This is a genomic window from Xanthomonas codiaei, from assembly GCF_002939785.1.
Classification (GTDB): Bacteria; Pseudomonadota; Gammaproteobacteria; order Xanthomonadales; family Xanthomonadaceae; genus Xanthomonas; species Xanthomonas codiaei.
In genome coordinates this window covers 158,180-182,901 of sequence record NZ_MDEC01000005.1, presented here as the reverse complement: position 1 = coordinate 182,901, position 24,722 = coordinate 158,180, and the positions used below count along the sequence as shown (strand labels likewise).

General features: G+C 65.5%; 19 protein-coding genes and 1 other RNA gene. 5 read left to right on the top strand and 15 right to left on the bottom strand.

From position 1 onward, the window contains the following. Nucleotides 1-120 precede the first annotated feature (120 nt). The 3 genes from XcodCFBP4690_RS05595 to XcodCFBP4690_RS05585 all read left to right on the top strand — a co-directional run bounded on the left by XcodCFBP4690_RS05595 (nucleotide 121) and on the right by XcodCFBP4690_RS05585 (nucleotide 1,945). The gene (locus tag XcodCFBP4690_RS05595) at nucleotides 121-1,038 is read left to right on the top strand and encodes a L,D-transpeptidase family protein (RefSeq protein ID WP_208622700.1); all 918 of its coding nucleotides are present in this window, start codon (nucleotides 121-123) and stop codon (nucleotides 1,036-1,038) included. A gap of 2 nt (nucleotides 1,039-1,040) precedes the next feature. Then, complete coding sequence (locus XcodCFBP4690_RS05590; RefSeq protein ID WP_104540007.1) at nucleotides 1,041-1,760, top strand: M23 family metallopeptidase; 720 nt, start codon at nucleotides 1,041-1,043, stop codon at nucleotides 1,758-1,760. 109 nt (nucleotides 1,761-1,869) lie between these two features. After that, a non-coding RNA gene (locus tag XcodCFBP4690_RS05585) (sX9 sRNA) lies at nucleotides 1,870-1,945 on the top strand. Between the two features lie 202 nt (nucleotides 1,946-2,147). Here XcodCFBP4690_RS05585 and XcodCFBP4690_RS05580 read toward each other — a convergent pair. After that, nucleotides 2,148-2,906, bottom strand: coding sequence for an SDR family NAD(P)-dependent oxidoreductase (locus XcodCFBP4690_RS05580; RefSeq protein ID WP_104540006.1), 759 nt, complete (start codon nucleotides 2,904-2,906; stop codon nucleotides 2,148-2,150). Nucleotides 2,907-2,940: 34 nt separating this feature from the next. Here XcodCFBP4690_RS05580 and XcodCFBP4690_RS05575 point away from each other — a divergent pair, with 34 nt between their 5' ends. Continuing rightward, nucleotides 2,941-3,918: a LysR family transcriptional regulator gene (locus XcodCFBP4690_RS05575; RefSeq protein WP_167394482.1), complete on the top strand. Its 978-nt coding sequence runs from the start codon at nucleotides 2,941-2,943 to the stop codon at nucleotides 3,916-3,918. 121 nt (nucleotides 3,919-4,039) lie between these two features. Here XcodCFBP4690_RS05575 and fhuE read toward each other — a convergent pair whose 3' ends face one another. Continuing rightward, the gene (gene fhuE / locus XcodCFBP4690_RS05570; protein WP_104540005.1) at nucleotides 4,040-6,226 is read right to left on the bottom strand and encodes a ferric-rhodotorulic acid/ferric-coprogen receptor FhuE; all 2,187 of its coding nucleotides are present in this window, start codon (nucleotides 6,224-6,226) and stop codon (nucleotides 4,040-4,042) included. A 437-nt stretch (nucleotides 6,227-6,663) separates the two neighbouring features. On the opposite strand from fhuE, the gene XcodCFBP4690_RS05565 reads away from it, so the two are divergent. Continuing rightward, nucleotides 6,664-7,605: an alpha/beta fold hydrolase gene (locus XcodCFBP4690_RS05565; RefSeq protein WP_208622696.1), complete on the top strand. Its 942-nt coding sequence runs from the start codon at nucleotides 6,664-6,666 to the stop codon at nucleotides 7,603-7,605. Nucleotides 7,606-7,711: 106 nt separating this feature from the next. Here the strand turns inward: XcodCFBP4690_RS05565 and tkt are convergent, their stop codons facing one another. The 13 genes from tkt to XcodCFBP4690_RS05500 all read right to left on the bottom strand — a co-directional run bounded on the left by tkt (nucleotide 7,712) and on the right by XcodCFBP4690_RS05500 (nucleotide 24,579). Beyond that, nucleotides 7,712-9,712, bottom strand: a complete 2,001-nt coding sequence (tkt, locus tag XcodCFBP4690_RS05560) for a transketolase (RefSeq protein ID WP_104540003.1) — start codon at nucleotides 9,710-9,712, stop codon at nucleotides 7,712-7,714. Nucleotides 9,713-9,921: 209 nt separating this feature from the next. Then, nucleotides 9,922-11,202, bottom strand: a complete 1,281-nt coding sequence (locus XcodCFBP4690_RS05555) for a dicarboxylate/amino acid:cation symporter (RefSeq protein ID WP_104540002.1) — start codon at nucleotides 11,200-11,202, stop codon at nucleotides 9,922-9,924. A gap of 1,084 nt (nucleotides 11,203-12,286) precedes the next feature. Beyond that, nucleotides 12,287-14,026, bottom strand: a complete 1,740-nt coding sequence (locus tag XcodCFBP4690_RS05550) for a BatD family protein (RefSeq protein ID WP_104540001.1) — start codon at nucleotides 14,024-14,026, stop codon at nucleotides 12,287-12,289. Beyond that, complete coding sequence (locus XcodCFBP4690_RS05545) at nucleotides 14,023-15,843, bottom strand: tetratricopeptide repeat protein (RefSeq protein ID WP_104540000.1); 1,821 nt, start codon at nucleotides 15,841-15,843, stop codon at nucleotides 14,023-14,025. Before XcodCFBP4690_RS05545 ends, XcodCFBP4690_RS05550 begins: the two co-directional genes overlap by 4 nt. Next, nucleotides 15,834-16,841 (bottom strand): vWA domain-containing protein, encoded by a 1,008-nt coding sequence (locus XcodCFBP4690_RS05540; RefSeq protein WP_104539999.1) that lies wholly within the window; start codon nucleotides 16,839-16,841, stop codon nucleotides 15,834-15,836. Before XcodCFBP4690_RS05540 ends, XcodCFBP4690_RS05545 begins: the two co-directional genes overlap by 10 nt. Then, entirely contained in the window at nucleotides 16,838-17,299 is a 462-nt protein-coding gene (locus XcodCFBP4690_RS05535; RefSeq protein WP_104539998.1) for a DUF4381 domain-containing protein, read from the bottom strand. The genes XcodCFBP4690_RS05540 and XcodCFBP4690_RS05535 overlap by 4 nt, the downstream gene beginning before the upstream one ends. 2 nt (nucleotides 17,300-17,301) lie before the next feature. Then, nucleotides 17,302-18,264, bottom strand: a complete 963-nt coding sequence (locus tag XcodCFBP4690_RS05530; protein ID WP_146091844.1) for a DUF58 domain-containing protein — start codon at nucleotides 18,262-18,264, stop codon at nucleotides 17,302-17,304. A gap of 22 nt (nucleotides 18,265-18,286) precedes the next feature. After that, nucleotides 18,287-19,306 carry an AAA family ATPase gene (locus tag XcodCFBP4690_RS05525; RefSeq protein WP_104539997.1) on the bottom strand — a complete coding sequence of 340 codons (1,020 nt, stop codon included), beginning with the start codon at nucleotides 19,304-19,306 and terminating at the stop codon, nucleotides 18,287-18,289. Between the two features lie 283 nt (nucleotides 19,307-19,589). Further along, on the bottom strand, nucleotides 19,590-21,536 hold the full coding sequence (locus XcodCFBP4690_RS05520; protein ID WP_104539996.1) for a type IV pilus secretin PilQ: 1,947 nt from the start codon (nucleotides 21,534-21,536) through the stop codon (nucleotides 19,590-19,592). Nucleotides 21,537-21,555: 19 nt separating this feature from the next. Further along, a complete protein-coding gene (locus XcodCFBP4690_RS05515) occupies nucleotides 21,556-22,089 on the bottom strand; it encodes a pilus assembly protein PilP (protein ID WP_064510516.1) in 534 nt (177 codons plus the stop codon). Continuing rightward, nucleotides 22,086-22,751 (bottom strand): type IV pilus inner membrane component PilO, encoded by a 666-nt coding sequence (locus XcodCFBP4690_RS05510; protein WP_029220527.1) that lies wholly within the window; start codon nucleotides 22,749-22,751, stop codon nucleotides 22,086-22,088. The genes XcodCFBP4690_RS05515 and XcodCFBP4690_RS05510 overlap by 4 nt, the downstream gene beginning before the upstream one ends. Further along, entirely contained in the window at nucleotides 22,748-23,521 is a 774-nt protein-coding gene (locus XcodCFBP4690_RS05505; protein ID WP_104539995.1) for a PilN domain-containing protein, read from the bottom strand. Before XcodCFBP4690_RS05505 ends, XcodCFBP4690_RS05510 begins: the two co-directional genes overlap by 4 nt. Continuing rightward, a complete protein-coding gene (locus XcodCFBP4690_RS05500) occupies nucleotides 23,521-24,579 on the bottom strand; it encodes a pilus assembly protein PilM (RefSeq protein WP_104539994.1) in 1,059 nt (352 codons plus the stop codon). Before XcodCFBP4690_RS05500 ends, XcodCFBP4690_RS05505 begins: the two co-directional genes overlap by 1 nt. Between the last annotated feature and the right edge of the window lie 143 nt (nucleotides 24,580-24,722).

The following is a 24,722-nucleotide window of genomic DNA, read 5'->3' as shown; positions in this document are numbered from 1 at the left end:
CATTTCACGCAGAAAACGCAGCTGGCTGCGGCAAGGTGCGCCATGCATCTTTGGGAACCGCTCATGCCAACACGCTCCTACGCTCGTGTCTGTTTGCTCGCCCTGGCGCTTGGCGCCTCGTTGTCCGCGCTGGCGCAGGCACCACAAGCAACGCCCGCGGCTGCCGCGACGCCTGCGGAGAAGGCTGTTCAAACCGGTCCGCGTTCGGATCTGCACGCACAAGTGCTGCTCGATCGCGCGCATTTTTCGCCGGGGCAGATCGATGGCGAACGCGGCTCCAACCAGAAGCGTGCGGTCTCGGGGTTCCAGGCCGCGCACGATATCAAGGTCACCGGCGAGTTGGACGATGCGACCTGGCAGGCATTGCAGGCCGATACCACACCGGCGCTGGTGCAATACACCTTGACCGATGCCGATGTCGCCGGCCCGTTCCAGCCGATTCCCAAGGGCCCGGCCGAGCAGGCCAAGCTGTCGGCGCTGGGCTATGCATCGGTCGATGAAGCATTGGGCGAGCGCTTCCACGCCGATCCTGCATTGCTGCGCCAACTCAATCCGGGCGTGGACCTGGGCAAGGCCGGCAGCGTGATCCAGGTACCCAACATCGACGGCGTTGCGCCGCTGGCCAAGCCGGCCAGGCTGGTGGTGGACAAGTCCGACTCGACGCTGCGGCTGTTCGACGCCAACGACAAGGTGTACGCGCAGTTCCCGGTGTCATCCGGCAGCAAGCACGACCCCCTGCCGATCGGCCGCTGGAAGATCCTGGGCATCTCGCGCGATCCGGTGTTCAAATACAACCCCAAGCTGTTCTGGGATGCCAAGAAGGGCGACAAGAAGGCCACGCTGCCGGCGGGCCCTAACAACCCGGTCGGGAGGGTGTGGATCGACCTGTCCAAGCCGCATTACGGCCTGCACGGCACGCCCGAACCCGGTCATGTAGGCAAGACCGAATCACATGGCTGCGTGCGCCTGACCAACTGGGACGTGGTGAATCTGGCCAGCGTGGTCGGCCCATCGGTCCCGGTGGTGATGCAGGAGTAGCCATGAGACTGCTGATGATCCTGATCGCGGGTGTGGCGATCGGTGCCGGTGGTTACTGGTGGCTGGAACGTCATGCACCAGAAGCGAAAGTACCGCCTGCTGCGAGCACGGCGGCATCGTCGTCTACCAGGGTGGTCGCTACGTCGCCTTCACCTGCAGCGCCGTCGGCGACGCTTGCAGCACCCCCAGCTGCGACTACGACACCAGCAGCCGCTGCGGCGTCGGCGCCGGCTACACCCGCTCCCACTCCCGCACCGGTGACAGATACGTCGGCGACAACGTCCGGCTTGCTGATTCCGGTACAAGGCGTCGGCAGCAACCAGCTGCAGGACACCTTTACCGATGCACGCAGCGAAGGCCGCGTGCACGATGCGATCGATATCCTGGCACCCGCCGGCACACCGGTGCTGGCTGTCGCCGATGGCACGGTCGAAAAACTGTTCAACAGCGAGCGCGGCGGCCTGACCGTTTATCAGTTCGAGCCCGGCGGCAATTATTGCTATTACTACGCGCATCTGGAGCGCTACGCCGACGGTCTGACCGAGAAGCAAACGATCAAGCGCGGCCAGGTCATCGGCTATGTCGGCAGTACCGGCAACGCCAATCCGGCCGCACCGCATCTGCATTTCGAAATCCATCGGCTCGGGCCAGAAAAACAGTGGTGGAAGGGCGAGGCGTTGAATCCCTATCCCATCCTGCATGGCGATCAGCCGCTGCCGTAAGCCACTGAGGTGCACGCGTTGAGTCTGCGCCCGCTCATTGGTGGCTTAGAGCAGCTAGCAAAACTACTGCGCGGCCGCCAGGCGGGCGCGGTCGGTGCTCGGAATCCTCATGTACCACTCGTACACTGCGGTTCCTCCGCGCCGTCCGCACCCACCTGACGACCGCTCGCTACGTTTTGTTAGCCGCTCTTATGCAGATGGAACTCCTGGCGATACCTCAGGCATTTGACGGCGGCGCAGAGACGCAACTGAGCGTGCGGCATGCAGGCATGGATGAGCAGTCACTGCACACGCTGCAGCCAGCGGGCATCGAAACCGCGCCTGGCGCGTGTGGGCTCCTGGCCCAGGCCTGCATCGCCGGTGCCTAAACGGCAGCAGTGGTGACAGCTAGATCAACATTCCGCCGGAGACTTCAATACGCTGCGCATTGATCCAGCCGGTGCCCGGCGCAAGCAATGCCGCTACCACCGGGCCGATATCGTCCGGCAAGCCCGGGCGGCCCAATGCGGTCATCGACGCCACCATCGCATTGATCTGCGCGTTGTCGCGCACGCCGCCACCATTGAAGTCGGTTTCGATGGCGCCCGGTGCCAGCGTGTTGGCGCGTATGCCGCGCGCACCCAGTTCCTTGGCAAGGTAGCGGGTGAACACTTCCACCCCGCCCTTCATCATCGCGTAGGCCGACGACCCAGGCAGCGCAAAGCGCGCAAGCCCGCTGGAGACATTGAGGATGCGTCCGCCATCGGCGATCAGCGGCAACAGGGTCTGGGTCAGGAAATACGGCCCCTTCAGATGGATATTGACCAGCGCGTCGAACTGCGCAGGCGTGGTGTCGGCGATGGCCGCATGCAGGCCGGTACCGGCGTTGTTGACCAGTGCATCGAAGTGCGTACGCTCCCAGCCGGTCAGCACGTCCTTCAGCTGCGTAGCGAACCCGGCGAAGGTGTCGGCCGCTGCCACATCCAGCTGCATGGCCTGCGCGCGACGTCCCAACGCCTGGATCTGCGCAACGACCTCGGCCGCCTCCGCGTCCTGGCTGCGATACGTCAGCACGATATCGCTGCCCGCCGCAGCGAGCGCAAGCGCCGCGTTGCGGCCCAGGCCGCGGCTGCCGCCGGTAATCACGGTGATGGGGGTGGTGGACATGGGGCACGCTCCGTCAGAAAGTGTCTGCAGCCTATTGCGCTTGCTGCGGCAGATAAATCGGCTCACGCTGATCGCACCGTTCAAGACAATCGATCAATCGATGGACAGCATGGATTCGCTGCGCGCCTTCCTGCGCGTAGCCGAGCTCGGCAGCTTCACCCAGGCCGCCGAGACCCTGGGACTGCCAAAGGCAAGCGTGTCGACCGCCGTGCAACGGCTGGAAGCCTCGCTGGGCACCCAGCTCCTGCACCGCACCACACGGCGCGTGCAGCTCACCGGCGATGGCAGCGCGTTCTACCAGCGCAGCCGCGATCTGCTGGACGACATGGACGAGCTGCAAGGCATGTTTCAGCGCGAGCGTGGCCAGTTGCGCGGTCGGTTGCGGGTGGATATGTCGGCCGGCATCGCGCGCAATTTCGTGATTCCGGCCCTGCCTGCCTTCCTTGCGCAGCACCCGCAGCTGGAGGTGGAAATCAGCGGCACCGACCGCCGCGTGGATGTGGTGCGCGAAGGCTTCGATTGCGTGCTACGCGTCGGCACGCTGGAAGACACCAGCCTGGTGGCGCGCCCGCTGGGCGCGTTCCGGATCGTGAGCTGTGCCAGCGCCGGGTATCTCGCCCTTCGCGGTACACCGCAGTGTCTGGACGATCTGGCGCAGCACGATCTTGTGCACTACGTGCCGACGCTGGGCCAGCGCTCGCCGGGCTTCGAATACCACGATGGTCAGGCCTACCGGCTGCTGCCGATGCATGGGCCGGTGACGGTGAACAACGGCGACGGCTATCTTGCCGCAGCCCTGGCCGGACTCGGCATCATCCAGGCACCGGCCAGCCCATTGCGCCCGTATCTGGATAGCGGGGCCTTGGTCGAAATCCTGCCCGAACTGGCCGCCGAACCGATGCCGGTCACCCTGCTCTATGCGCAGCGCCGCCATTTGCCGCAACGCGTGCGTGCCTTCATGGATTGGGTGGCGGACGTGATGGCACAGCATCTGCAGCCGCTGGTGCCTTGATCGACCGTCATGTCTGCGCGCGGCAACAGCGCAGGCCAACAAAAAAGCACAGGCCCCCTTGGCAGGACGCCTGTGCCGGTTTCACGCATTGGGCGTCACAGACGCCCGATGCCGTGTTTCCTCAGAAGGTATAGTTGAAGGTCAGCATGCCGTTGCGCGACGCGCCCCATGCGCCGTAGCCGCCGTTGAACTGTGCGTAGTAGCGCTTGTCGAGCAGGTTGTCGACATTGAGTTGCACCGAGAACTGCGGCGACAGGCGGTAACGTGCGAATGCGCTCACCAGGGCATAGGCGCTCTGCTGGAAGATGCCGTACACCGGGTCCACGTAATACGAACGGTTCTGCCAGTTGACGCCAGCGCCAACGGTTAGGTCGCTCCACGCTCCCTGCGGCGTGTAGCTGTTGAACAGCTTGATGGTGGTGCGCGGCAGATGGGTGTTGATCGAAGTGCCGTTGTCGTCGCGCGCGGTGTAATGGGACGCGCCAAACGTGGCGTTCCAGCCGGCGGTCAGGCGACCGGAAAGCTCGAAATCGAAACCTTCGCTGACCACGCCATTTGCAGCTTCGTAAGCAGACTCGCTGCTGCCCGGAACGAAACCGCCGGTGGCCACACCCAGGTTGTCCTGCTCGATGCGGAACAGGGCCAGCGAGGCATTGAGCTGATCATCGAACCACGCGGCCTTGACGCCGGCTTCGTAGCCCTTGCCGCTCAACGGGTCCAGGTAGCCGCCGTTGGCATCGCGCAGGGTTTGCGGGTTGAAGATCTCGGTGTAGCTGACATAGGTCGACCATACATCGTTGATGTCGTAGACCAGGCCGGCATACGGGGTCACTTCGGTCTGGGTGTCGGAGAACGGCACCAGCTGCTGGGTGGCGAAATCGAGGTTTCTGCCATCGATCTGCCAATCGGTGTAGCGCGCGCCCACCAACAGCTTCAATGGATCGGCCAGCGAAAAGCGTGCTGCCACATAAGCGGCCTTCTGCTCGATGGTGCCGTCGCTCTGCAGCAACAACGGGCTCCAGTTCGGCTCCGGATAGGCACCGTTCCAGCCGAAATAGCTGGTCAGCGGTGCCGGGAAATCGAAGGTGCCATTGTTGGCGTACTCGCGGCGGTTGTAGCTGGCGCCGGCCACCAGCTGATGCTCGCGGCCGAACAGCTGGAACGGACCTTCTGCGTAGACATCGGCGCCATCGGCCTTGCGCTCGGTCTGATAGTTGCCCGAATACGGCACCACGCCGCCGCCGGTGGCACGGTCGAAACCGAAGATCGTGTAGAACGGATAGAACAGATGGTTGGCCACTTCGGTCTTCTCGTGGCTCACGTTGGCCTTGAGCATCCAGCCGCTGTCGAAGCTCTGCTGCAGGCTGGCGAAGGTGCGCTGCAGACGCGTATCCCAGAAGGTCCAGTCGGTGGCCGGGTTGAACGAGCGATCGTAGTTGGTACGGCTGCCATCGCTGAAGAACAGCGGGAAGCCGCCCCAGGTGACGTCGTCCGATTCCTTCTTCTGGTATTCGTAGCCCACGCTCAGCAGGGTGCTGTCGGTGAGGTCGGCGTCGATGATCGCCGAGCCAATCTTCTTGCGCAGGTTGTAGCGATCCATGTCCGACTCGCCGTCCTGATACACGCCGACCACACGTGCACGCACGGTGCCTTCGGGGCTCAGCGGCACGGTGACATCGGCCACGCTGCGGGTCTTGTTGAAGTCGCCACCACCCACCGACACGGTGCCGGTGAAGTCGCGGCTCACCGCATGCTTGCGCACCAGGTTGATCGATGCCGACGGGTTGCCCGAGCCGGTCAACAAGCCGGTGGCGCCACGCACCACTTCCACACGGTCGTACAACGCCACGTCCAGCGCCGAGTCGCCATAGCTCCAGGCCTGCTCCATGTAGGCCGGAATGCCGTCGAACTGGTAGTTGTCGATGTAGAAACCGCGCGCGTAGAACTCCAGCCGCTCGCTGTCGCTCTGCGCGACCGAAATGCCGGAGACGTTGTTGAGCACGTCGGTGATGCTCTGCAGGTTCTGGTCGTCCATGCGCTCGCGCGTGACCACCGTGACCGACTGCGGAATCTCGCGCAGCGACAGATTCATGCGCGTGCCGGCGGTGGTCTTTTCCACCGTGTAGCCCTTGACCTGCTCGCCCTGCACATTGAGCCGATCCAGGGTGGTGACCTCCGCATCGCCGGCCGGCGTTTCGGCCATCGCCTGCCCTGCCGACAAGGTGCACAGCGCGGCAAACACCGCATGCGACAGCGCGCGCGGGCGCAGCGCAATGGGAAGAAGACGCATTACGGTAGGACGATTCATCACAGCTCCGGTACAGACAGTCGAGGGCATCCATCACGGCAGTGCCGGACGGCGAACAAAGGGGGAGGACGCGCCACGCAAGCGCGGCAGCGCACCATTTTAATGGGAATGATTCACATTTTAAATAGCCGGATTGCCACTGTTTAGCACTGCTTGATACAAGCGAGCGCTACCAAAGTGGAAGTCGCGTCAGGTCCAACTGCAGCCATTGCAGCCGAGCTCGCATAGACGCGACACTCGGAGCGGGAGCTGCTGAACAGGTGGCTGATGCAATGACGCAACGCACTACGATGGGAATCAAATAATGAAGAAATACTGGGTTAGCCATTGCCCTACTACTGGTGTGCGCGCCGGCAGTGAGTGCTGCGGAGTCTGGAAAAACGCCGTTGCATGACGCTTGCCGGGGACCCGGCAACGCCATACACGAGGCAGGTCTTGTGCAGATTGGAGGCATCCAGCAATGGGTCACGATCGAGAGCCAGGACTGCCGCAATCCAGTGGTGCTGATCGTCCATGGCGGGCCGGGCAACCCCAACACGCCGTTCGCGCATCGCCTGTTCGGCAGCTGGACGCGCGATTTCACCATAGTGCAGTGGGACCAACGCGGCTCCGGCAAGACCTATGCGGCAAGCAAACCTGCCGACGGCGAGCCGCTGACCATGCAGCGGCTGACCCAGGACGGCAGCGAGGTCGCACGCTATGCCTCGCAGCGGCTGGGCAAACCCAAGCTCATCCTGATGGGCGGGTCGTGGGGCTCGGCACTGTCGGTCACTATCGCCAAGGCAAATCCGGACCTGTTCCACGCGTATGTCGGCACGGCGCAGCTGGTCAATTACCAGGACGACATGGCGTCGAGCTACGCCAAGACGCTGAGCCTGGCCCCGGCAGCCAGCGATGCGGATGCGATCGGCAAGCTGGAGAAGATCGGCCCGCCGCCATGGACCAACCCACGCAACTTCGGAATCCTGCGGCGCATCACGCGCAAATACGAAGCCCTGAGTACCGACCCGGCACCAGAAGATTGGTTCACCTTCGCAGCGGAGTACGACACGCCCGACTACCGCGCAGCCTATGAGGCCGGAGAAGACTATTCCTTCCTGCAGTTCGTCGGGCTGGCAGGCGACGGCATGGGTCCGCAGATCGATCTGCGCGCACTCGGGCCACAGTTCGCCATGCCGATCTATCTGATTCAGGGCGAACAGGATCTGGTCACTCCGGCGCACATCAGCAAAGCCTATTTCGATGGTCTTTCTGCTCCGAGCAAGGAATTTATCCTGCTGCCACGCACAGGACACGATCCCAATCCGCCGATGATGGACGCACAACTGAAGGTGCTGACCAGGATCCGTGCAGCGGCGCTGGCCAACGAGGCGCACTGAAACACGCGATGCGTCCGTTGAACGATGACGGACCGCGCATCGCTCGCGATTTCCAACAAAAAAGCCGGCTTTCGCCGGCTTTTTCTTTCAAGCACCACGCAAGGCGTTACAGCCCCTTGGCTGCCGCAACCACGTGCTCGGCGGTGATCTTGAAGTACGCGTACAGCTGATCGGCCGGTGCCGAGGCGCCGAAGGTGTCGATGCCGACGACATCGCCATCCAGGCCCACGTACTTGCGCCAGAAGCCGGTCACGCCCGCTTCCACTGCCACGCGCTTGCGCACCGCATTGGGCAACACCGACTCACGGTACGCCGCGTCCTGGCGATCGAACACATCGGTGGACGGCATCGACACCACACGCGTCTTGATGCCGGCCGCATCCAGCGTCTTCTTGGCCTCCACCGCCAGGCCCACTTCGGACCCGGTACCGATCAGGATCACGTCCGGCGTGCCACCCTCGGCATCGGCCAGCACGTAGCCACCGCGTTCGATCAGCTTGATCTGCTCGGCGCTGCGCGGCTGGTGCTGCAGGTTTTGGCGGCTGAAGATCAGGCAGCTCGGACCGTCCTTGCGGGTGATCGCAGCCTTCCAGCTCACCGCCGATTCCACCGCATCGCCCGGGCGCCAGACATCGTTGTTGGGGATGTAGCGCAGCGAGGCCAGGTGTTCCACCGGCTGGTGGGTCGGACCGTCTTCGCCCAGGCCGATCGAGTCGTGCGTGTACACGTGGATGGCATGCGCCGGGTTCAATGCGCTCATGCGCACGCCGTTGCGGGCGTAATCGCTGAACACCAGGAAGGTGGCGTCGAACGGAATGAAGCCGCCATGCAGCGCCAGGCCATTGGCAATGGCGGTCATGCCGAACTCGCGCACGCCGTAATACACGTAATTGGCGTCCGGGTCGTCGGTAGCCACCGACTTGCTGGCCTTCCACAGGGTCAGGTTGGAATGCGCCAGGTCCGCCGAGCCGCCGATCAGCTCGGGCAGCAGCGGCGCAAACGCCTCGATGGCCAGCTGCGAGGCCTTGCGCGAGGCGATGGTCTGGCCTTCTTCCTGCGCCTTGGCGATGTAGGCATCGGCCTTGGCGATGAAGTCGGCAGGCAACTCGCCATGCGAGCGGCGGGTCAGCTCGTCGGCCTCGCTGGCGTACTGCTTGGCGTACTTGTCGAACAGCTGCTCCCATTCGGCCTGGCGCAGCGTGCCGGTGCCGCCGGCACGCCAGCCGGCGTAGATCTCTTCGGGAATCTCGAACGGGCCATACGGCCATTCCAGCGCCTTGCGCGCGCCTTCCAGCTCGTCCTTGCCCAGCGGTGCGCCGTGCGAGGACTCCTTGCCGGCCTTGGTCGGCGCACCGAAACCGATCTTGGTGCGGCAGCAGATCAGGGTGGGCTTGTCGCCGTTGTCCAGCGCCGCCTCGATGGCGGCCTTGATCTTGTCGGCGTCATGCCCGTCCACGTCGCGAATCACGTGCCAGCCATAGGCTTCGAAACGCGCCGGGGTGTCGTCGCTGAACCAGCCGGCGGTGTTGCCGTCGATGGAGATCTGGTTGTTGTCCCAGAACGCGACCAGCTTACCCAGGCCCCAGGTGCCGGCCAGCGAGGCGGCTTCGTGCGAAATGCCTTCCATCAGGCAGCCGTCGCCCATGAACACCCAAGTGCGGTGATCGACGATCTCCAGCTCGGGGCGGTTGTAGCGCTGCGCCAGCAACTTCTCGGCCAGCGCGAACCCGACTGCATTGGCAAAGCCCTGGCCGAGCGGTCCGGTGGTGGTCTCCACCCCGGGGGTTTCGCTGCGTTCCGGGTGGCCGGCGGTCTTGCTGTGCAGCTGGCGGAACTGCTTGAGTTGCTCGATCGGCAGGTCATAGCCGGACAGGTGCAGCAAGGCGTACTGCAACATCGACCCATGCCCGTTGGACAGCACGAAACGGTCGCGATTGAACCACTGCGGGTTGTTCGGGTTGTGCCGGTAGAAGTCGTTCCACAGCACTTCGGCGATATCGGCCATGCCCATGGGCATGCCGGGGTGGCCGGACTTGGCGGCTTCGACCGCATCTGCGGCAAGAAAACGGATGGCGTTGGCCAGCTGGCGGCGGGTGGGCTGGGTCATGAGCGTCTATGGAAGCGGAGGGGAACACCGCTGGAAGCGGAGAGCCTTATTCTCCCACACACCGTGTTAGTGGGGCCGGGATTGGGGAGTCGGGAGCGGGGATTGGTAAAAGCGGTAGAGCCTGGCCTTCATGCGCAAGGTCCTGGAGCGACACGCGCGCAACAATCGCTTTACCGAATCCCCAATCCCCAATCCCAAATCCCGCATCCCTACTCTTCGCCCTTGGCCACCAGGGTGGTCAGCGCCAGATCGCCCGTGACATTGAGCGCGGTGCGGCACATGTCCAGGAAGTGATTGACGCCCAGGATCATGCCGATGCCCACCGGGTTGACCCCCACCATGGCACAGATCAGCGCCACCACCGGCAGCGAGCCGGACGGCACGCCGGCGGTGCCGATGCCGCCCAGGATGCAGACCAGCATCACCATGAACTGCTGGCCGAGGCTCAGGTCCACGTTGAAGAACTGCGCCAGGAAGATCACCGTCACGCCCTCGAACAGCGCGGTGCCGTTCTGGTTGGCGGTAGCGCCCACCGTCAGCACGAAGCGCGACACCCGCGGCGGCAGCCCCATCTCGTCGGCCACGCGCAGGGCGGTTGGCAGGGTGGCGTTGCTGGAGGCCGTGGAGAAGGCCATCAACGTGGCCTCCTGGGTCTGCCGGAAGAAGCCCAGCGGCGAACGCCCGGCGAACTTCACTGCCAATCCGTAGCTCACCACCATGTGCAGCCCCAACGCCAGCACCACCACGCCCACATAGGCGCCCAGGCGGATCAACAGATCGAAGCCGAACAGCGCGGCCAGGTTGAACATGAAGCAGGCCACCGCATACGGGGCCAGGCGGATCACCAGGCCGATCAGGGTCATCGAGATCTCGAAGACGCCTTCGATCCCGCGCCGCAGCGTGGCGACCTTTTCGTCGGCGGTCAGCACCATGCCCACGCCAAACATCACCGCGAAGAACATCAGCGACAGGATCGCGCCATTGCTGGACGCGGCGGCGATCACGTTGCTGGGCACGATCGACAGCAGCATGTCCATGCCCTGCGGCTGGGTGCCGGAGCTGGAAATGATCTCGCGGGTGCGCTCGGCGTTCTGCTGGATCAGCTGATTGGCCAGTTGCGGGTCCACCCCCGCACCGGGCTTGAGCGCGTTGACCAGCACCAGGCCCAGCAGCACCGCGATGCCGGACAGCACCACGGTGTAGCCCAGCGTGCGCCAACCCACGCGCCCCAGCGCGCGAATGTCGCCCATGTCGGAGATGCCCATCACCAATGCCGAAAACAGCAGCGGCACGATCAGCATGAAGATCAGATTGAGGAAGACCTGCGAGAACGGCGTGGTGACGTACCTGGTCGCCAGGCGCACCCAGTCGGCGTCGCTGCCGGCCAGGTAGTAGACCGCCAGACCCAGCACCAGGCCCACGGCAAAGCCAATACCCATCTTCCAATGCAGGGGAAGGCCCGGGCGGCGTGCGGCTGGGGATGCAGTCATCTGGTCGGCCTTGGTGTGAACACAAAGACCGCAGCTTAACATTGCCATCGAGGCGGCCACGCCGCGCTGCGGCTGCCCGCGGGTAGGTCTGCCTTGCGAGGACAGGTGCGAGCGGTGCAACTGCAAGACACTGATCGCGGGCAGACTGCCGGGTGAGGCCGGTGTTTGGCTCGGAGTAAAAAGAGCGATTCGCGTGCTGCAGCACCGCGTTGGTGGGTGGAGTCGTCGAGTGCTTGCGGCAATCTGCACGCATGCATGCATGCATGCAGATTGCGATTGGCGATTGGTGACTTGCAGCTCGTGCCTGACACTGCACTTGGAACTTGCGACCACCAGATCCACTGCGGCTGAGATCGTGAACGTTGAAGCCAGATCGATGCTCTAAAGCCAAGCTGGTTCAGAGTGCGGTGCCCTCACCGCTTGCGGGACACGCTGTGAATCCATCCCTGGACGCTCCGTGGCGGCATCCATGCCGCCACACGGTCCCGCAAGCGGCAAGGACACCGCACCGTGACACTGGTCGGCACCTGCTTCAAAGAGCTGATCGCGGCGCGCGCTGACATGCCGATGCAGGCATCCGCATTCGCATCAGACAGGCGTTGGTGCAAAAGCGAGAGGTGTGGCCAGCGAGCACCATGGATCGCACAGCGACGTAGTGCACTGCTCGCCCATGCACACCGACCAACGCGACTGGCCCTTGCCCGCTTACCGTCGCGGGACCTTTGGCGGCATGGATGCCGCCACAGAGCCTACAGGGACGTACTTGCGGCGTGTCCTGCGATGGTGAGCGGGCAAGGGCCCTGCATGCAGCCCAATGGCAGACGCAATGCCTTGCCCTTGGCAACACAGCAGAGATCCGGAACCAAGCGCGGCTAGCGAAACGCAGCGAGCGGTTGCCAGATGGATGTGGCGACGCGCTCAGAAGCGCAGTGCATGAATGAAGCGAGTTTCGAGCGCCAGCCACGCCCGCCTGGCGACCGCATCATCGTTGTTCGCTGATCCAAGCGCTATGGCGATGCACAACGAGGCGCCGTTTCGTGCCCCTCCGTCGCTGCCGCTGCCGATGCCGATGCCCCGCAGGCGATCAAGGCGCCGGCGGATACAACGGCGCCAGCACCTCGGGCTCGGCTGCGCTTGCGTGATGCCAGCGCGGCCCCTTGGCGAATGCCTCGCGCAGCGCGGCGCGGGCACCGGCCACATCGCCGTCGCCGCCCCAGCGCGCACGCTGCATCCGCGCCACGGCCGCGCGCTGGGCGGGATCGGCCAGGGCGACCAGCACGCTGTCGATATCGTTGGCACCAGCCATGCCGCAGAGCACGGTCGCTACCTCGTCCATCCCGCCGGCATCCAGCGCGCGGCGTAACTCGGCCACGCCGTGTGTCGCACGCCGTCCAGGCATGGCGATCTCTGCGCCATGGGCATCGGCCGCCGGGCGCGGCGCACCACCTCGGCGCAGTACTGCCCATGCCAGCGTGAGCACCCACAACAGCGCGAAGCCTGCCGCCGCAGCGATCCACGCCCAGGGGCGCCCCTGCGGCGGCGGCTGCACAGTCAGCGCACCGGTGGCCGCTGCAGGCGCAGGGCCGGCGGTCGCCGGACCTGCAGCCGGCGCAGGTGCAGGCGCCGCGAACGCACCGCTGCCCGTCGCAACGTCCAGCGTCAGGTCCGGCACCGTTGCCGTCCTGGCCGCGGCCGCACCCACATCCCACCACGCCACCTGCAGGCCGGGTACCACCAGCGGGCCGGCGCGGTTGGGCACGATCGAATAGCGCCGGGTCAGCCGCAACTGCGGCGAGCCGTCCACGAACCGTTCTTCGTATTGCGGCGGTTCGGCGAACACCTGCGCATCCGGCACGCTCGGCGTGGGCAGCTCGGGGAACTGTGCCTGGGTGGCGCCACGCGCACTGGCTTCCACCAAGAACTGCGCCGCCTCGCCGGCGGTGGCGCGCTGCGGGGTGGCCGTGTACCGCAACTGCAGGCTGCGCAGCGGCAACCACGGTTGCGGCGCATTGGCCGGCTGCGCACGCACCTGCAGCGCGATGCTGGCGCTGCGCGCGCTCAGCTCGCCGTTGCCGCGGCCGAAGTAATCGTCGAAAAAACCGCCCACGGAGCGGCCAGTAAACCGCGCCGGCGGCAGCAGCAGACGCCCGCTACGCTCGGGTACCAGCAGATAGCGCCGCTCCACCACGTTGTATTGACGCCCGTTGACTAGCTTGACCGAACTGACGTCATCGCCGATGCGTTGCAACGACGCACCATCGGGCGCTTCCAGATCCAGCTCGCCGGAGGCCAGCTGGTTGGCGAAATACAGGCGCACCACCACGCCCACGCTTTGCTGCACGAAGGGCTGCGGGTCGTCCACCTGGGTCTGGACGAAGGCCTCTTCGTTGCCCTGCGCCGCGCTGGGCCCGTTCGTGGCACCGGCGCCGCTGTCTGCGGCCTCGTTTGCCGAACCCACCACCTGCAGCCGCAGCGGCTCGGTGCGCTCGCCGCCGACGCGAATCGCCGGCACGATCACCTCACCGCTCTTGCGCGGCGTCAGCACCACGCCGAACAAGGCGCGTACCGTCACCCCGCCGTTGGCCACCTGCATCTGCTGATTGGCGCTCTTGGCGCCAAGTGCGAAGTCGTTGCGCAACGGCGAGTAGTCCGGATCGACACCGCGCTGATCGGTTTCGATGTTCAACGTCACCGCATCACCGCTATTGACGCTGTCCCGGTCCAGCCAGGCGCGCGTCACCGCACCCAGCGGTGCGCAGAACATCAGCGCGGCGCTGCTCAGCATGCCAATCGCCACGCGGCGCAAGTGGTATCTGCCGATCATCGTCCGTCCCGTTGCCTGCGTTCGTATTCCAGCCTGAATTTGGTCCGCAGCAGGCTGCCCGGATCATCCGGCACCCGCCGCAACCATGCATCCACCGCCTGGCGCCGTTCGCGTTGTTCCGGCGTTTCGTCCGCCACTGCCGCTTCCGCATTGCCCTTGGCATCGGCGCCCTTGTCGCCGGCCTGCGCCATGGCCTGCTGCATCCTGCGGCGCTGCGCTTCGTCGGCCTGTTGTTGCGCCTTGGCGTCGGCCGACTGCGGTGCTGCGTCCTGCGTGTTCGGCTCGCCCTTGCCATCGCTGGACTGCGAGTCCTGCGTCTTTCCATCCTTCGACTCAGGCGTGGCAGACGATGGATCCTTACCCTCCTGCCTGCCTTGCGCGTCCTGCGGCTGCTGTCCGTTCTGGCCCGCGCCCTGAGTGCTGCGCTGGTTCTGGCCGGCCTTGTTCTGCCCGGATTGATTCTGATCCTTGGACTTGCCCTGCCCATCCTTGTTGCCCTGCTGCTGGCGCTTGCGCGCCGCATCGACCGCAGCACGATTGGCGATGGCATCGGCCTGGTTCGGATGTTGCTTGAGCGCGCGATCGTAGGCCGCAATCGCCTCGTCGTAGCGGCCTTGTCGCGCCAGTGCATTACCGAGGTTGTAAAGACCTTCGTCGGTCGGCACGTGTTCGAAGGCTTTTTGCGCGGCGGCGAAATCACCGCGCCGGTAGGCTTGCACGCCCGCGTCCAGGCGTTGCTGCTGTACCTGGTCGGCGCGTTGCCACAGCGTACCATCGGCTGCCCGTGCAGGCTGGGCCAACGGCAGAACGCACACCAGCGCCAGCACTGCCACCACCGCACGCCGACGGAATGCCAGCAATGCCAACGCCATCACCGGCAATACCAGCCAATAGCCTTCGTCCAGCCAAGTCTTGCCGCCGTTGGCGTCGGCGGTCTCTTCTGCCAACGACTGTTGCGCGGGATCGAGCACGCCCAGCGCCTGCAGATCCGCGTCATCGGGCGTGATACGCGCATAGCGCCCGCCCCCCTGGCCGGCCAGATCGCGCAGGGCGGGTTCGTCCAGCCGTGCCTGCGCGATCTCGCCACTTGCAGTGCGATAGGCAGCGCCGCGCGCACTGCCCACGCCCAGAGCCGACACGCGGAAGCCTCGCGCACGCGCCGTACGCGCCGCACTTTCTGCCGAGCCGTCCGCGCCATCGCTCAGCAGCAGGATCTCGCCCTGCTTGAAGCCGGCCTGTTGCAGCAGGCGAGTCGCCGCATCGATGGCGCGGTCGGCGCGTTTGCCATCCACCGGCATCACCGATGGCGAGAGCGCGTCCAGAAACAGGGCCACATTGCGGGCGTCTTCGGTCAACGGGGCGACGGTAAAGCTTTCGCCGGCATACACCAGCAGCGCGACGTCGCCGCCGGCGCGCTTGCGCAGCAGCGTGGCCAGCTTCGCGCGCGCCTGCAGCAGGCGCGATGGCGGCAGATCGGTTGCATTGCTGCTGGAGGACAGATCCAGCACCACCACCAGGGGCATGCTCGAGTGAAAGGCCGGGCGCTCGGTCTGCCGCCAGCTGGGCCCGCTCATCGCCACCACCGCAAGCGCGTAGGTCAAGGCGGCCAGCACGAAGCCCAGCCAGCCGCGTCGGCCACCGGCGACCAGCAAGCCCGGCAATAGATGCGCGTCCACGCTCTGCCGCCAGGCATTGGCGCTGCGGCGACGCAGTTGCCACAGCACGGCCGCCGGCACGATCGCCAGCAGCGCCCACAGCCACTCCGGACGCAACAGATGCAACGAGGCGAGCGGCCCGGTCAGCGCACTCATTGCCATCTCCGCGGCAACACGAACGCCAGCAACGCGACCATCAAGGCCGCACCTAGTGGCCAGTAATAGCGCTCCACGCGTGGCTGCACCGACGGGCCCAGCGCCTTCACCGGCTCCAGCCGATCGAGCTCAGCGTAGATGCCGGCCAGCTCTGCGGTATCGCGTGCGCGGAAGAAGCGCCCGCCGGTCTGCTGGGCGATCTTGCGCAGCCCCTCCTCATCGATATCGTCGTTGCCGCCGGCCGGAATCGGCACGCCGAACAACGAATAGCCGCCGCTGCCGCCGAAGGCAATCGTGTGCACGCGCACCCCTTCGGCCTTGGCGAGTTCGGCCGCCTTCAAGGGATTCAATACGCCGGCGGTGTTGACGCCATCGGTGAGCAACACCACCACGCGCTGGCCCTGCTCCTGCTCGCGCAGCCGTTTGACCGACAGTGCAATGGCATCGCCGATGGCGGTCTCGCGCCCGGCCAGCCCCACCACGCTGTCGGCCAGTTGATCGCGCACGGACGTCAGGTCTGCGGTCAGCGGGGTGAGTGCATAGGCGCGCTGTCCGAACACCAGAAGACCGACGCGATCACCATCGCGGCGATCGAGAAAATCCGACAACACCGCCTTGGCCGCAGTCAGGCGGTCCACCACGTTGCCACCCAGCACCATGTCCGGTTCGCTCATGCTGCCGGACAGATCCACCGCCAGCATCATCTGGCGCGCCTCACGCGGCGGCTGGATGACCTCACCCAATTGCTGCGGGCGCGCCAACGCGGCGCACAGCAGGAACCAGCCCAGCCAGGCCAGCCAGCGCGGCATCCGTAGCGCGGGCATACGCTGCGCCTGCGCGACCGCGTGCAATTGATCGGCATACGGCACGCGCAATGCCGCCGCATCGGCGGCGCGGCGCGGCCAGAACCACATCAGCAGCGGCAGCGGCATCAGCCACCACGCCCACGGCCAGGCGCAATGCGCCAGCGCGTCCTGCCATTGCGACCACTGCAGCCAGTTCATCGCCGCCCCCGCATCAGCGCCAGGAAGCGTTGCCGCACCAGCGCCTGGACGGTATCGATATCGGCCACCGCCGGCGTGCGCTGGAATCCCCCCTCGAGCACCGCGCGCCCTGGCCCTCGCGAGAACGCCTGCGTCTTGCTCTTGCGGCCGTCCAGGAACTGCAGCCATGCCTCGCCCTGCAGGCGGTCGGCGTTCGCATCCACCGTGCGTGCCGCACGTCGCAGCAATGCCGACAGCGTCGACAGGCGCTCCGCCGGCGTCGCCGCGCGTTGCAGTTCGGCATCGAACGCCGCCAACCAGCGGCGTTGCTGGCGGCGACGGCGCCACCACCAGAACCATGCACCGGCCACCACCAGCGCGACAACCGCGATGACCAGCCACCAGCCCGGCGCCAGCGGCCACCAGCCCGGCGACGGCGGCAGGTGCACATCGCGTAGCGGGAGCGATTGCGGTGCCATCGTCATGCGCTCCGCACGGATGCGCCGCCACCGAGCCAGGCATCGCTGGCATCGTCGGTGGACAGCCGATGCAGGCGCACGCCGCGTGCCTGCAGCACCGCGGCCAGGTGTTCCAGCGGCGCCACGAACTCGGCCTGCCAACGCGCGCGTGCGGACTGGCTGGCCAAGTCCACCGCAATGCGTTCGCCGCGCACATCGAAACTCAGCGCGCGCGCCGGTGGCGACAGCTCCAGCGGATCGACCAGCACGATCACCACCACCTCGTGATGCAGCGCCAGGCCGGACCACCGGGTCGCGGAAATCGCGCTGGCACTGCGCGCATCGGCCAGTACGGTCAGCCGCGCACCGGGACGCAGCAGGCGCGCGGCATGGTCCAGCGCGACCTCCAGCCCGGCATCGCCGGACGGTGGCTGGGCGTACCAGCGCGCCAGGGCATCCAGCACTGGCAACACACCACGCTGCCCCGACCGCGGCGCAATCGGCGCTTCACTGGAGGTACCGCGCAAGGCGGCGATGCGGTCGCCCTGTCGCTGTGCCAGCCACGCCGCCACCGCTCCGGCGCGCGCTGCCTGTACCGACTTGTAGCGCACCCGCGTCCCGAAAAAGAGCGCTGGCGAGGTGTCGGCCACGATCAGGCTCAAGCGCTCGCGCTCGGCCTGGAACAGCTTGGTATGCGCGCGCCCGGTGCGGGCGGTGACACGCCAGTCGATATGCCGCGCGTCATCGCCCGCCACATAGTCGCGCGACTCGGCGTACTCCATCCCGCGCCCACGTGTCGCGGCCGGCACCGGACCCACCAGGCCATGCCGGCCGCGTCCGGGTTGCCCGCGATGCAGCGCGGTGCCACGCAATGCGATCAGCTCCGCAAGACTCGGGCGCAGGCCGTCGCCGGCAACGGACGAGGCGGGATGTGCGAGGGGCGGAGACGGCATCGAAGACATCGGAGTCGGGCGGGAGGACGGCATACCTCGGCAACGCGCTACCCGATCAGGGCAGCGGGATCTTGTCCAGCAAGGCGGCCACCAGACGCTCGCCATCCCAGCCTTCGGCAGTCGCCTCATAGCTGGGCAACACGCGATGACGCAGCACATCCGGAGCGATGGCGCGGATATCGTCCGGAGTCACGTAGTCGCGCCCGGCCAGCCATGCACGCGCACGCGCGCAGCGCTCCAGCGCGATCGAGCCACGCGGGCTGGCGCCCCAGGCGATCCGCCGCCCCAATGCAGGGTCGTAGCGCTGTGCATCGCGCGAAGCGAGCACGATCTCGATCAGGTAACGCTCCAGCTGCGGCGCTAGATGCACATCCAGCACCACCCGCCGCGCCGCGAACACATCTTCCAGCGGAATCCTGTCGGGAACGGTCTCGTGTTTTTCCAGCGTATCCCGCGCCGCCTCGCGGGCCAGGCGCAGGATCTCCGCCTCGGCGTCGGCCTGTGGGTAGCCGATGCGCACATGCATCAGGAAGCGGTCCAATTGCGCTTCGGGCAATGGAAAGGTGCCTTCCTGCTCGATCGGGTTCTGCGTCGCCATCACCAGGAACAGCTGCGGCAGCGCATAAGTGTGCCGGCCGACGGTGACCTGCCGCTCGCCCATTGCCTCAAGCAGGGCCGACTGTACCTTGGCCGGCGCGCGGTTGATCTCGTCGGCCAGCAGGATGGGATGGAAGATCGGCCCGGGCATGAATTCGAACCTGCTGTCCTGCGGGCGCCAGATCTCGGTACCGGTCAGATCGGCCGGCAGCAGATCCGGGGTGAACTGTACCCGCGCAAAGTCCGCCTCCAGCCGCGAGGCCAGCGCACGGATCGCCGTGGTCTTGGCCAGCCCGGGCGCGCCCTCGACCAGCAGATGGCCGTCGGCCAGCAAGGCGATCAGCAACCGCTCGACCAGCGCCGACTGGCCGACGATGCGCTGCGCCAGCGACTCGCGCAGGGAGGTGAATTGACGATGCAACCGGTCCTCGACGGGCGCGGCAGCGGCTTCTGGGGGAAGGAGCGGCGGTGCGTTCATAGGCTCAGTGTGACCGATCCGAACGCGATTGGTTCACTTGACGCTGGCCGGAGGTTCAGTGAGTGACCGGGTTCATGCTCCGCTCCGCCAGCCCACGTCACGAACGATTTGCTTACGATGGACAGCGCACGCCGCTTGAGTGGCAGACATCTTCAAAGGAGGCGGCACGCGCGTGCCACGTGGCACACGCGAAGTTTGATTGCGCTCCGGGAAGCGCGCCGCCTCCACGGCGCCTCAAAAGAAAAAGGCCGCTGTTGGCGGCCTCTTCCTTCAAACGTTGCGCTTATCGCGCTGCGCTCGCCACTCGCAACACTTTCGGGGTAACAAAGACTAGCAACTCGGCCTTTTCCTTGCTGCGCCCGCGTTTCTTGAACAGATTACCCAGGAACGGGATGTCGCCCAGGAACGGCACCTTCGACACGCTCTCACGGTCCGTGAATTCATAGACACCGCCGATTACCACTGTCTCGCCATCGGCCACCAGCACAGCCGTATTGACTTCGCGCCGGTTGATTTCAGGCACGGTACCGTACTGCGGCAAATCAATGAATCGAGCGACTTCGTCCTTCTTCACGTTCATATTTAGGAAGACGCGATTGTCGTTGGTAATTGTCGGCGTCACCTTCAGCTCAAGCAGCACCTCCTTGAACTGCACATTGGCCTGTGAACCGCCACCTGCTGCGCCAGCGCCGCTGATGGTCACATAGCCGATCTCACGACCCTGCTTGATCACACCCTCGCGCTGATTGGCGGTCACAATGCGTGGATTCGATACGACCTCACCGCGACCTTCTTCCTGCATCGCCGACAGCTCGATGTCCAGGTTGAAATGTGAGCCCAACAGAGTGTACGCAAGACCTGCTGCGCCGCTGTTCGTGAAACCACCAGCTCCAAGATCGACGTTCAGGCCCGACGGAAACAGATGAGCTGGCAAGGTTGTCTGTGTACCGCCATTGGCAACCTCCAGACCAGCTTGGGCAGAGGTATTGAGGTAGTTGACATTGCTTTCTAGCGAACCGCTCAAGATGCCCCGACCCGTTGCACCAGTGACGCCAAAGCGCGCGCCAAGGTCACGCGCAAAGGTATCAGTGGCGATAACGATACGGCTCTCGATCAATACCTGATCCACCGGACGGTCGATATGCGAGATCAGCTCGCGCATCTGCGCGACCTTCTTCGGGATATCGCTGATCATCAGGGTGTTGGTGCGTTCGTCGGCCACCAGACGACCACGCGGTGACAGGAAACCGTTGTCCTGCTGCCCGGCACCGCCCTGACCGCCGCCGCCTTGACCACCGCCGCCGCCACCGATTCCCTTGGCTTCAGTCAGCGCTTTGAAGATCACCGCAGCGTTGTGGTAGTTGATCTGCACGTAATCGGTGATCAGGTCCTCGCGGTTCTCGATCGCGATGCGGGCGTCTTCCTTGTCCTGCTCGAACTTGGCCAGCTCCGGCTGCGGTGCGACCCACACCACGCCGCCATCGCGGCGCTTGTCCAGGCCCTTGGCGCGCAGCACGATGTCCAGCGCTTGGTCCCACGGCACGTTCATCAGGCGCAGGGTGACGTTGCCCTGCACGGTGTCGGAGGCGACGATGTTGAGGTTGGACTCTTCGGCGATCAGCTGCAGCACGGTGCGCACCGGCACGTCCTGGAAGTTGAACGTCACCGGGCGGCCGCTGTAGCCCCGCGCAGCGATCTGCGCGGCAGCCTGGGTCACCGCCGCCGGGCTCACACCGCCTACGGCCGGCTGGCCCTTGCGCGGGGTGATCTCGACCACGTATTCGTTACCGGTCTGGTAGGCCAGCGAGTCGAAGGCGCCCTTGGTCGACAGCACCAGCTGCGAGCCGGAGCCGGACGGCTTGACCTCCACGCGCTGTACCGGCGTGGCGAAATCGGTGACGTTGAGCGGGCGCTGCAACTCCGGCGCCAGCTTGGCGTTGCTGATGTCCACCAGCACGTTGTCGCCCTGGGTGCGCAGGTCCGGGCTGGCGCCCTGGCCGTCGAACTTCAGGATCAACCGGCCTGCGCCATCGTCGCCGCGTTTGAAATCGATCTTGGACACCGCCAGGCTCGCCGGAGCAGTCTTGGCCGGGTCTTGCGCGGGCGAAGTCAGCGCGGCGGCCGCGAACGAGCTGCCACTGGCCAGCGCCAGCGCGAACCCCAACGCGCAGGCCTGGAGCATCGCGTGGCGTCGAACCGAACGCAGCCGCTGGGCATTGGAAAACGTCATCGTGCTATCCCCTATCACTTTATTGATCATCCAATGCGAGTGCGGCCGGCCGTTCAAGCCATCCACCCGCACCGTCCGGCACAAGTTCAATCAGCTCGATGCGGTCTTCGTAGACCCCGGTCACCCGGCCATCGCTCTGTCCCAGATACACACCCGGTCGCACCCGGTAGGTCACCTTGTCGGGCGCCATGACCAGTGCGATCAGGCCCGACCCACCCCCGATGGTCCCCACCATGTCGAGAGCGTCGAGCGGGAAGGCCTCCAACGGCTCCTTGCGCCGGTTCGGATCCGGTCGGGTGCCGTTGCCGCCTTCCGCGCTGACCCATGCATCGCTGAACGGGTCGCGCATGGTCTGCGCTGCGTATTCGAACGTCTCGAACTGCTGCATCACCGGCAGCGGCTCCAGCGGCGGCGCAGGACGCGCGCGCACTTCGGCCACCCAGGCTTCCAGATTCGGCGCATCGCCCGGGGTGCTGGTAATGCCGCGGCTGCAGGCCGGCAATACAGCAATTAGCGCCACGCAGGACAGGATCTTGAGCAATTTCATGGTCATTGGCCGCCCTTCTTCGCAGCGTCGGCCGCCGCCTTCTCCTGCTCGGCCATTTCCTCATCGTCCAGATAACGATAGGTCTTGACCGTGCCGGACAGTTCCAGCGCGCCGCGCGGGGTGATGCCGGCCTTGGCGTCCTTGGGCTTGAGGTTGATGTCGTGCATGGTCAGGATCACCACGCGCGGCAGCGAGGCCACGCCGCTGACGAAGGCACCGAACTGGTGGTAGCTGCCCACCATGCGCAGGGCGATCGGCTTCTCGGCGTAGAACTCCTTCGGCGATTCCGGACCCGGCTGGAACAGCTCGTTGGACAGGCCGCTGGACAATGCGGTCTGCGAGATGTCGATGATCAGGTCGGGCATTTCGGTCTTGCTGGGCAGCTGACGCAGCATCTGCTGCAGCACCTGCTCCATCTGCGCGAGCTGCTGCTTGAGCGGCTCCAGATTGACCGCACGGCCCTGCTGGGTCTCGAACTCGGTGCGCAGCTGCGACTCGGTGCCTTCCAGGCCTTCGAGCTCGTCACGCTTGCCGCTGATCAGCAGGAACCAGGCCAGGACCATGATGAACAGGCCCACGACCACGCAGAACACGATGCGCGCCTGCTGCGGCCAGCCGCCGATGTTGTTGAAATCCAGATCGCTGAGCTTGAATGATTTCTTACTCATGACGCCGCCCCCTCCTGCGGCCGAGTGGCTTGCGCCGGTGCCGCTTGCGCGGGTGCAGGCGTGGCCGGTGCGGCCGGCGCCGGCGTGGCTGGCGTCGCGGCAGGTGCCGGTGCAGCGCCGGCAGGCACCGGTGCCGGTGCCGCCGGTGCCTGCCCGTCGACCGGCGCAGTGCCGTTCTTGTCGGCCTCGTTCGGATTGGCCAGCTTGACCTTCAACGTGAACACGTACGGCAGGGTCTTGGTGTCCATCGCCGAGGTCACCGGCTGACCGGCCGCCTTGTCCTGGCTCTTGGCCTCGATGATCGAAAGGTCCGGATTGGTCATCCAGCCCGAGCCTTCCAGGTTGCGCATGTACGCACTGACGCGCGCATTGGATTGCGAGCGGCCTTCCAGGGTCAGGATGTCGCCGTCCTGCTTGATGTTGGTCAGCGCCACGCCATCGGGAATGGTGCGCACCAGCGAATCGAACAGGTGAACCATCTGCGAGCGGTTGGCCTGCAGTTCCTCGATGACCTTCTTGCGGGCCAGCAGGCGGTCCTTCTTCTTGTCGAGTTCCTTGATCTCTTCGTTCTGCGCCTTGACCTTCTCGATCTCGGTGGTCAGGAACGCATTGCGCTCGGTCTGCCCGCTGATCTGCGCGTCGTAGTAGAACCAGATCAATGCCGACAACAGCACGCCGCCCAAGGCGGCGAAGCCCAGCATCGAATAGAACTCACGCTCGCGCGCCTTCCGGCGCTCGGCGCGCCAGGGCAATAGGTTGATTCTTGCCATCAGTCAAAGCTCCTCAGGGCCAGGCCGGTGGCGATCATCAGGGCGGGCGCATCCAGCGCCAGTGCGTGGGCCTGGACCTTCGGCCCCAGCGTCATCTGTGCGAGCGGGTTGGCCACCACGGTGGTCACGCCCAGTTGTTCTTCGACCATTTCCGGCAACCGCGCCAACGCGGCGCAACCGCCGGCCAGCACGATGCAATCCACGCGATTGAACTCGCTGCCGGCGTAGAAGAACTGCAACAGGCGGCTGATCTGCTGCACCGTCGCTTCCTTGAACGGCTCCAGCACCTCGACCTCGTAGCTTTCCGGCAACCCGCCCTGACGCTTGGCCAGGCCAGCCTCTTCATAGGTCAGGCCATAGCGGCGCATCACTTCGTCGGTCAGCTGCTTGCCGCCGAAGACCTGCTCGCGGCTATACAGGCTGCGGCCGGAGCGCAGCACGCTCAGCGTAGTCATGGTGGCGCCGATGTCGACCAGCGCGACCACCGCATCGGCGGCCACCGGCAGTTCGCTGGCGACCAGGGCAAAGGCGTTTTCGACCGCGAAGGCCTCCACGTCCATCACCTTGGCAGTCAGCCCGCCCAGTTCCAGCGCCGACTGGCGCAGCTCCACGTTCTCCGAGCGCGAGGCGGCCAGCAGCACCTGGACCATGTCCGGGCTGTTGGGCATCGGGCCGAGCACCTCGAAATCGAGATTCACTTCCTCGATCGGGTACGGAATGTAATTGGTGGCTTCCAGCTCGACCTGGGCTTCCAGATCGCTCTCGTCCAGATCGGCCGGCATCGGGATCAACTTGGTGATCACCGCCGAGCCGGCCACGGCCGCAGCCGCGCTCTTGGCCTTGCTGCCGGAGCGGTTGATGGCACGACGAATGGCTTCGCCCACCGCCTCCACTTCGACGATGTTCTTTTCCACCACCGCGTTCGGCGGCAACGGTTCCACCGCGTAGTGTTCCACGCGAAAACGATTCCCGCTGCGCGACAGCTGCAAGAGCTTGACCGCAGTGGAACTGATATCGACACCGATAAGTGGCGATTGACTCTTGGGTAGAAGCCCCACGGAAACTCCCCTGCCGATGGGCACTTGGACGCTGATGCGCCCTCGTATTAATAATCAAATTTTAACAGTTGACAAGCCCTCCACGCGCAAGGCAATGACCCCGCGAACGTGACCCCAGTGCTGTCTTCTGCGATCCCCAGAGT